Annotated in this window: 8 protein-coding genes; 4 read left to right on the forward strand and 4 right to left on the reverse strand. The window is 65.3% G+C overall.

Annotation, left to right across the window (positions count from 1 at the left end):
- Positions 1-141: 141 nt before the first annotated feature.
- From EWH12_RS15855 to EWH12_RS15870, 4 genes are all read right to left on the reverse strand, one after another.
- The gene (locus tag EWH12_RS15855) at positions 142-1827 is read right to left on the reverse strand and encodes a putative bifunctional diguanylate cyclase/phosphodiesterase (protein ID WP_129927179.1); all 1686 of its coding nucleotides are present in this window, start codon (positions 1825-1827) and stop codon (positions 142-144) included.
- A gap of 99 nt (positions 1828-1926) precedes the next feature.
- Complete coding sequence (locus EWH12_RS15860; protein WP_129927180.1) at positions 1927-2484, reverse strand: Smr/MutS family protein; 558 nt, start codon at positions 2482-2484, stop codon at positions 1927-1929.
- An 8-nt stretch (positions 2485-2492) separates the two neighbouring features.
- Positions 2493-3746: a murein transglycosylase A gene (gene mltA, locus EWH12_RS15865; RefSeq protein WP_129927181.1), complete on the reverse strand. Its 1254-nt coding sequence runs from the start codon at positions 3744-3746 to the stop codon at positions 2493-2495.
- Positions 3743-4399, reverse strand: coding sequence for a Tim44/TimA family putative adaptor protein (locus EWH12_RS15870; RefSeq protein WP_129927182.1), 657 nt, complete (start codon positions 4397-4399; stop codon positions 3743-3745). The genes mltA and EWH12_RS15870 overlap by 4 nt, the downstream gene beginning before the upstream one ends.
- Before the next feature lie 195 nt (positions 4400-4594).
- Between EWH12_RS15870 and secB the strand changes: the two genes are divergently transcribed.
- From secB to EWH12_RS15890, 4 genes are all read left to right on the forward strand, one after another.
- A complete protein-coding gene (gene secB, locus EWH12_RS15875; RefSeq protein ID WP_066604907.1) occupies positions 4595-5095 on the forward strand; it encodes a protein-export chaperone SecB in 501 nt (166 codons plus the stop codon).
- A gap of 152 nt (positions 5096-5247) precedes the next feature.
- The gene (gene murJ / locus EWH12_RS15880; RefSeq protein ID WP_129927183.1) at positions 5248-6822 is read left to right on the forward strand and encodes a murein biosynthesis integral membrane protein MurJ; all 1575 of its coding nucleotides are present in this window, start codon (positions 5248-5250) and stop codon (positions 6820-6822) included.
- Positions 6823-6840: 18 nt separating this feature from the next.
- A complete protein-coding gene (gene trpS / locus EWH12_RS15885; RefSeq protein WP_129927184.1) occupies positions 6841-7845 on the forward strand; it encodes a tryptophan--tRNA ligase in 1005 nt (334 codons plus the stop codon).
- Between the two features lie 232 nt (positions 7846-8077).
- The gene (locus EWH12_RS15890; protein WP_129927185.1) at positions 8078-8731 is read left to right on the forward strand and encodes a DUF4136 domain-containing protein; all 654 of its coding nucleotides are present in this window, start codon (positions 8078-8080) and stop codon (positions 8729-8731) included.
- The last annotated feature ends 318 nt before the right edge of the window (positions 8732-9049 follow it).

Consider the following 9049-nt stretch of genomic DNA (forward strand, 5'->3'; position numbering starts at 1 on the left):
GAACAGGCAGTTGGATGAGCGGGATTGGCGCGAGGCTGGCGCGTCCACGCCCGGTCGCTGTCCCCTCTCCCAGCATCGACTAGGCAGCAAGCTGCCAAGTCTGCGCAGCCCTCTCCCCCGATGGGGAGAGGGATAAAAACATTACCCCGCGTCGCGGACCTGGCCCCTCGGCTGCGCACCGAATTGCGCGAGATAATCCTGCTCGCCGGTCGGGCGCGCGAGGTGATAGCCCTGGAACAGGGTGCAGCCGATGACGCGCAGCACGTCCATTTGCGCTTCGCTTTCGATCCCCTCGACCACCACTTCCATGCCCAACCCCTGAATGAGGCCGACGACGGCGGAGCAGATGGTGCGGGCTTCGGCGGAAGTGGCGATGTCGCGGACCAGGCTGCGGTCGATCTTGACCCGGTCGACCGACAGTTCCTTCAGGCGCGACAGGTTGGAGTAGCCGGTGCCGAAATCGTCGATGGCGACGCGCACGCCGTCGCGGCGCAACGCCCGCAACTGGTCCAGCACGCACGGGTCCATCTCCATCGCCAGCGATTCGGTGATCTCCAGCTCCAGCATGGCCGGCGGGGTGCCGTGGGTGGCGATGGCGTGGCGCAGGCGCAGGAAGAAGTCGGCCTGCGCCAGTTCGCGGGTGGAGATGTTGACCGCGATCCGCTGATGCACGCCGGTTTGCGCCCAGCGCGCGGCGGTCTGGCACACCCGGCTCATCACCCAGTCGCCCAGCGCGACGATGGCGCCGCTTTCCTCCGCCACCGGCACGAAGGCGCCGGGCATGACGAGCGCGCGCTGCGGATGCGCCCAGCGCACCAGCGCTTCGGCCGACACCGCGCGGCCGCTGGCGACGTCGATCTGCGGCTGGAATTCCAGCAGAAATTCGTCCCGTTCCAGCCCGCGCAGCAGGTCGCGCTCCAACTCGGCCCGGTCCTCCGCCTCCAGCGCGAGCGCGTCGGTGTAGATTTCCGCCCGGCCGCGGCCCTGATGCTTGGCATGATACATGGCGATATCAGCCGCGTACAGCAGATCGGCCAGCGTCGCGCCATGGTCGGGATGGCAGGCGATGCCGATCGATGCGCCCAGGTCCACATGCTGGCTGCCAAGGTCGAACCGCTCGCCCAACGCGAACTGGATGGCGCGGGCGATCCGCTGCGCCGCGGCCGGGCCGGACAGATGGGGGAAGAACAGCACGAATTCGTCGCCCGCGAGGCGCCCGATGACGGCATCGCCCCCGCCTGCGCTGACCTGCGCCATCACAACTTCGCGCAGGCGGCCCGCGACGCGCGCGAGCAACTGGTCGCCGGCCGCATGGCCCAGCGTGTCGTTGACCGCCTTGAACCCGTCAAGATCGATGAAGAAGAGGGTGGCGAGGCCGTTATCGTCGCGCTCGGCCAACAGCCGCTCCACCTGGCGGCAGAAGCTGGTGCGGTTGGCGAGGCCGGTGATCTGGTCGAACAGCGCCAGTGTCTGGACATGGTCGAGATTGGTGCGGACCTGGCTGAACAGGCTTTCCATCGCGACCGACAGATCGGGCAATTCCTGCCCGATTTCGGCCGGCACCCGCGATTGCAGGTCGCCATGGGCGGCGGACAGCAGGCGTTCGGTGGCGGCATCGATGGCGGTGGCGGCGGTGGCGATGGTGCGCCGGGCCGACGCCCAGCTCATCGTGCCGCACAATATGGCGATGATGAGCGAACGGCCGATCTGGATCAGGTCATCTGCCTGGCCCGGCGTATAGCCCAGCACCAGCGAGAGGATGAACACCAGCGCCCCCGCGGCACAAGCGAAGGCGGCAGCGCGGCTTTTCAACGTCACGCCCTGCATGTGCCTCCCAGCCCGATACCGGCCCCGACGCGAGGCCCCCGATCAGTCGGATATGAAGGACAGTGGTTAAGAAAGGGTCAGCAAAACGTCCTGAAAACGTCACTTTTTGCGGCGCAATATCAGGTAGAGCGCGCCGTCGCCGCCGTGGCGCGGATGGGCGACACGCACGCTGGCGATACGATCGGCATAGGGGCTGGTTTCGAGCCAATGGCCGATTTCGCCACGGATCGCGCCCCTGCGCCCCTTTCCCTCGCTCTCCGCGCTTTTCGGGGGTTTGCCGGTGACGACCAGCAGCACGCGAGCGTCGCGCGACAGGGCGGCGGCGATCGCCTGGTTAAGGCGCGCATGTGCAGAAGACAGCGTGTGTCCGTGCAAGTCGATGCTGGTGTCGGGGGTGACATTGCCGCTACGGATTCGGCGCTCCCAGCCAGTATCGAGCACCGCTGCGGGGGTCCGTGCGGGCGGCGCGACAGGGGGCGTTTTTAGGGTCCGGGCCGGTGGCGACGTTAACCTTGTCTTGACCGGCGGTTCGATCGGCAGCGGCGCCGTCGTCGGGGTGACGGGGAGCGCGCGGGGGCTGGGTCGGATCGGGCGGACGGTGCGCGCGAGCGCCGACCAGAGCGCTTCCTCCTCGCTGGACAGGCGACGCCGGGCCATGGCGCGGATCAGGGTCGGACGAGGCGCGCCGCCGACCCGATCGGCAGCAGCACCAGAGCGCTGCCGCGCGCCGACATGCCGCCCGCTATGCCCCGCGCCCGCGCGCCTGCGCCCCAGAAACTGTCGAATCGGTTGGCGCCCTTGATCGCGCCGCCGGTATCCTGCGAGATCCACACGCCAGCCGGTTCGGCCCGGTCGAGCGAGAGCAGCACCGGCGCGCCCAGCGGGATGAATTTGGGATCGGCCGCCACCGTGGCTTCGGCCGTCACCGGCACGCCGAGCGCGCCGATCGGCCCTGCCCCGGTCAGTTCGCGGAAAAAGACGAAGCTCTTATTCTCGTTCATGATAGCCGCGCCCTCGGCCGGATGGGCGCGCAAATATTGCATGATGTCCTGCATCGACCCGGCCTGGATCAGGCCGCGATCCTTCATCAGCTTGCCGATGCCCGTATAGTCGCGGCCGTTCTGCCCGTCATAGCCGATGCGCATGACGCCGCCGTCGGGCAGGTTCAGTCGGCCGCTGCCCTGCACCTGGAGGAAAAAGAATTCCACCGGATCGGCGGCATAGGCCAATTCCAGCCCGCGCCCGGCAAGGACACCAGACACGATCTGGCCGCGATCGTCATAGGGAACGAATTTCGTCCCGTTCACCTTGCCCCGGATCGTCCGCCCTTTCAGGCTGTCGCTGAACTGGCCGAGATCGACGTCGATCAGGTCGGTCGGGCGACGGTAGATCGGCACCTCATAGCCAGGCTGGCGGGTGCGTGATCCGGCGATTTCGGGCTCATAATAGCCGGTGACGAAGGCCGCGCCGTCGCCGACCTGCACCGCTTCGAAATAGCGGGAGAAAAATTCGCTGGCCGAGGCTTCGGGCCAACTGGATGCGGCCGCGCAGGCATTGTTCCAGTCGGACCCCTTGGTCAGGCCGCTGGCGTCGGTGCGCTTCATCAGCGTCGGACAGGAAATGCGGAACGCCTGAAGCGCGAGACGGGCGCGTTCGCCCGACGGTATCAGGCTGGCGATGTCGGGACCGCGGGTGACGCCCAGCCCTGCTGCCGTTCCCTTGTCCAGCGCAGGGTCAGTCGGCAGTTCAACCGGCAGCGTCGGACGCGGCGTGGCGGGAACGGGACGGGTCGCGGCTTCGCCCGACGGGATCGGGCGCACAGGTGCGGGACCATCGGCGGAGGGCGGAATCATACCGCCCGCGCAGGCGGACAGCATCAGCGCCGCAAGCAGCGCCCCCCCCGAATGGCGCGCGATCATGCGACGTCGTCGGTTTCGCTGAGCTTCCAATTGGGGTCCGCGCTACGAATATCGCGGGTGAAGGTCCACACATCCTTGGTGCCGACCGCGTCGGTCATCGACCCAGCGACGACATGGCCGTCCTTGTCACGGGTGACGGCGGCGATGTCGCCCTCGAACCGCAGCGCGACTTCGGCGATGCGGCCGTTGAGCGACGCTTCGACGATCTGCGCCTTTTCAATGCGGACCAGACGGTTGTCGAGGACATGGCCGTCAGCCTCGCGCGCGGCGATCGCTTCCTCGAAAGAGGCGCGGACGTCATCGTCGCACAGCCAGGCCAGTTCATCGCGGTCACCGCGCCAAAAGGCTTCCAGCACCATCCTGTAGGCGCTCTTGGCGCCATCCACGAACTGGGGAACATCGAAGCTGCGGTCGGCGGCGATCAGGGCGCGAACGCCATTTTCCGCGCCAGGGGCGATCAGACCTTCGGCCAGGCGGATTGAGTCGCCGCTATTCTGCGCGACCGGACCGGGTTGCAGCACAGTCACCTTGGCGCGTTCATCGGCAGGACGCAGCGCGGGCTCCTGTTCTTGGCCCGTACGCTTGCCGAGCACCGAATAGAGCCGCAGCGCCAGAAAACCGGCGATCATGGCGAGGATGACGATCACATACACGGAAGGCTATACCCTTTTGCGTGGGACAATGTTCCAGCCAACATAGGCATGTTTGCACCCAACTTCAAATGGCGCATCGCACGGCGTTTCGCCAGGGTGCGCCATTGCCCTGATCCCAAGCCCCTGCTAAGCGCGCGGGTCATCATTGTCCGGGGGCCTGAGGCCGCCGCCAACAGCGAAAGTCTAGGGAAGAGCATGGCCGACGAAACGGATCACATCACCACAAATCTGGGCAATGGCGCCGACACCGCGCCGCAGATTGCGCTGATCAGCCAATATGTGAAGGATCTGTCGTTCGAAAATCCGAACGCGCCTGCGGTCTATCAGTGGCAGGACCAGCCGCAGATCGACGTCCAGTTCAACATCGGCGCCGAAAAGGTCGGCGATGAAGTGCTCGAAATCGCGCTGAAAATCGAAGTGAAGGCGGTCGCGCCGCAGGGCACCGCCTTTGCCGTCGAACTGCTCTACGCCGCCATTTTCGGAATGCGCAACGTGCCCGAAGACCAGATTCAGCCCTTCATGCTGGCCGAAGCGCCGCGCCTGATCTTCCCCTTCGCCCGGCGCGTGCTGGCCGACGCGATCCGCGACGGCGGTTTCCCGCCGCTGCTGCTCGACCCGATCGATTTCGGCGCGCTGTACCTGCAACAGGCGCAGCAGATGGAAGTGACGAGCGGCGAACCGGCCGGTCACGCTTGATTCATTTAGACAACCGTTCGTGCTGAGTAGGGACTGAGCTTGTCGAAGGCCCGTATCGAAGCATCCGCGCAACCATCCTTCGATATGCCACTTCGACTTCGCTCAGTGGCTACTCAGGACGAACGGCTTTTGCTCGTTGGAGGGATTGGACCATGAAGCTGGTCAAAGCCCTTGGCTCGGTGGGCGGGCTTACGCTGGTCAGCCGGGTGCTGGCGCTGGTGCGCGATTCGCTCGCCGCGCGTTATGTCGGCGCGGGTTTCGCGTCGGACGCGTTCAACGGCGTCGCCTTCCGCCTGCCCAACATGTTTCGCGCGCTCTTTGCCGAGGGCGCCTTTTCCGCGGCCTTCATTCCGCTGTTCAATAAAAAGGCAGCGGGCGAGGGCGGATTACCGGCCGGTTATGATTTTGCCGAGCGCGCGCTGGCGGTGCTGCTCCCGGTCCTCATTCTCTTCACACTCATCCTGATCGCCGCCGCCTGGCCCGTCACCTGGGCGCTGTCGGGCGGCTTTGCCCGGCAGAATCCGAGCGCGGAGCAATTCGCCTTCGCCGTCACGCTCTCGCGCATCACCATTCCCTATCTAGCGCTGATCAGCCTTGCCTCGCTGCTGGGCGGCATCCTCAATTCGCTCGACAAATTCTGGGTCAACGCGGCCGCGCCGATCCTGCTGAACGTCGCGATGATCGCGGGCCTGTGGTTCTTCCATGGCGCCGACGAATATCAGACGGCGCGGGTGCAGGCCATGTCGGTCACGATCGGCGGCGCGCTGCAACTGCTCTGGCTGATCTGGGCGTGCAGGCGCGCCGGCGTGTCGATGACGCTCAAGCGACCGCGTCTTGATGGCGACGTGCGCGAATTGCTGCGCAAGATTTTGCCGGCCGCCGCAGGGGCTGGCGCGTCGCAGATCAATCTGCTGATCTCCACCGCTTTGTCGGGCTGGCTGCTGGCGTCGGGGTCTATCACCTATATCTATTATGCCGACCGGCTGAACCAGTTGCCGCTGGGCCTGATCGGCATTGGCCTGGGCACCATCCTGCTGCCCACCATTTCGCGCATGTTGTCCAAAGGGCAGGACGTTGCTGCGATGGAGACGCAGAACAGGGGCATAGAGCTTGCCCTGTTCCTGACCCTGCCCGCCACCGTAGCCTTCCTGATCGTGGCGGAACCGATCGTGCGCGGGCTGTTCCAATATGGCCGCTTCACCGCGGACGATGCGATGCGGTGCGGCTGGGCGTTGTCGGCCTTCTCGATCGGCCTGCCCTCCTATGTTCTCGTGAAGGTGCTGACGCCGGGCTATTATGCGCGCGGCGACACGAAGACGCCGGTGCGCTATGCGATGCTGTCGATCCTGATCAACATCATCGGCAATCTGGCGATGATCCCGACCTTGGGCCATATCGGGCCGCCGCTGGCGACTGCCCTGTCCTCCACCGTCAATGTCGCGATGCTCTATCGGACATTGGTCAGGCGCGGCCATTTCGCCGCCGATGCGGGGCTGCGCCGTCGCCTGCCCCGCCTGGCGCTCGCCGCGCTCATCATGGGCGTCGCGCTCTGGGCGGGCGAGGATCTGCTCGATCCCTGGCTGACTGGCGCGATGGTGCAGCGCTATGTCGCGCTGGCCCTGCTTGTGGGCGCGGGCGTGGCGCTGTACGGGCTGGCCTCCTTCGTCACGGGAGCCTATCGGCTCTCCGACATCAAGGCGCTGATGCGCCGCAAAAGTGCAACCTAAGTAAGAACGGATTCAGACATGCGCGTCCTTTCCGGCATCCAGCCGACCGGCAATCTGCACCTTGGCAATTACCTTGGCGCGATCCGCAACTGGGTGCGGATGCAGGATGAGATGGACAGCCAGGGTCAGTGTTTCTTCTTCCTGGCCGATATGCATTCGATCACCGTGCATGAAGGGCGCGAGCAGCGTATCCGCAACGTGCGCGACATGGCGGCCGCACTGGTCGCCGCCGGGATCGACCCGGACCGCAGCGTGTTGTTCAATCAGGCGCGGGTGCCCGCCCATGCCGAACTCGCCTGGTTGCTGAACGGCACCGCGCGCATCGGCTGGCTCAACCGCATGACCCAGTTCAAGGACAAGGTCGGCAAGGACCGAGAGGGCGCATCAATCGGCCTTTTCGTCTATCCGGTGCTCCAGGCCGCCGACATATTGCTCTACAACGCCACCCATGTGCCGGTGGGCGAGGACCAGAAACAGCATCTGGAGCTGGCGCGCGACATTGCGGCGAAATTCAACAGCGATTTCGGCCTGGAGCTATTCACTCTGCCCGATCCGATCATCCCCAAGGAATCGGCGCGGATCATGTCTCTGCGCGATGGCAGTGCGAAAATGTCCAAGTCCGATCCTTCGGACATGAGCCGCATCAACCTGACCGACAATGACGACGCCATCATGAACAAAGTGAAGAAGGCCAAAACCGATCCCGAACCGCTGCCCGAAACGGCCGCCGGGCTGGTGGGACGCCCCGAAGCCAACAATCTGATCGGCATCTACGCCACCCTGTCGGGCACGACGACCGATGCGGTCTGCGCGGACTTTGCCGGCAAGGGATTCGGCGCGTTCAAGCCGGCGCTGGGCGAGGTGCTGGTCGAGGCGCTGCGCCCGATTCGCGAGCGCTTCCTGCAATTGCGCACCGACGACGACGCGCTCGACGTGATCCTCGACAAGGGCGCGGCGAAGGCGGCGGCGGCGGCGGAGCCGACGTTGCGCGCTGCCTATGACGCGATGGGATTGATGCGCTGACGCGCTGGGGGTTTAATGCGCTGATGCGATAATGTCACAGGGTCGGCTTAAATGGCCTGCCGCTGGGCATAGCTGTTACGGGACGTCGGGGCGGGCGTCGTCCCTGCTTTGACAGGGACATGGTTTGCGCCCGTTCGGTCGGTTCGCGCGTTCAAACGATGTTCAGTTGCGTTTTGCTAGAGCAACGCGCAATGATGCTCAAAGGCTCACGCCTGATACAGGACGCAGAAAAATGAACCGTTTCAAGAAGTTCGGCCTGATTGCGGCGCCCGCTCTGGCGCTGGTGGCGCTGTCGGGCTGCACCACTGGCTTCAAGGCCGATGTCGCGCGTTTCCAGCAGCTCCCCGCCCCCGCCGGGCAAAGCTATGTCGTCGTCGCCGACAATCCTCAGCTCGCCGGCGGACTGGAATTCGCCCATTATGCCGACATGGTCGGGCAGCGGCTGGCGCAGACCGGCTATGTCCAAGCCAACGACCCCGCCCGCGCCGACCTGATCGTGCGCGTCGCCTATGATGTCGACAATGGCCGCGAAAAGGTGCGCTCGACCGGCTTTGGCGGCGGCTATGGCGGCTTTGGCCCCTGGGGCGGTGGTTTCGGTGGCCGCTGGGGTCGCCGATGGGGCTATGGCTTCTATGATCCGTGGCTGTTTGGCGGCGGCGGTTTCAACGACGTGTCGAGCTATACCGTCTACACCAGCGACCTGAGCATGAAGATTGACCGCGCGGCCGACAATCGCCGCCTGTTCGAAGGCAAGGCGAGCGCCCAGTCGCTGTCGAACAAGCTGACCTATCTGGTGCCCAACCTGATCGACGCGATGTTCACCAACTTCCCCGGTCAGAATGGGGAAGATGTGAAGATCACCCTGCCGCCCGAAAAGAAGGGCTGACATCAGGCATAACGGTTTTGAAAAGCCCGGCGCTTTCGACGAAGCGCCGGGCTTTTCGCGTTGATCCACCCCTGACCACGCGCACAAACCCGCGTTGCGCCATTTTCCGCTGTCCCCTGCCCCGGCATAGCGGATAGCGTGCCCCGGTCCGTTGCCATCGGCATCGCCAGCGGGGAAACCACGCCTATGTCCGTAACCGACCGGTTGAGGCCGCCTGCCTTGCTGTGATGTGAGCGCGTAAGAGACGTCCATAAGGACGTCGTTATGGACGTCCTGAGCCAAAGCGAGGGACGGCGGTGGAGATATTGGGCCGGGAAC

Source organism: Sphingobium cupriresistens, assembly GCF_004152865.1.
In the GTDB taxonomy this organism is placed as follows: Bacteria; Pseudomonadota; Alphaproteobacteria; order Sphingomonadales; family Sphingomonadaceae; genus Sphingobium; species Sphingobium cupriresistens.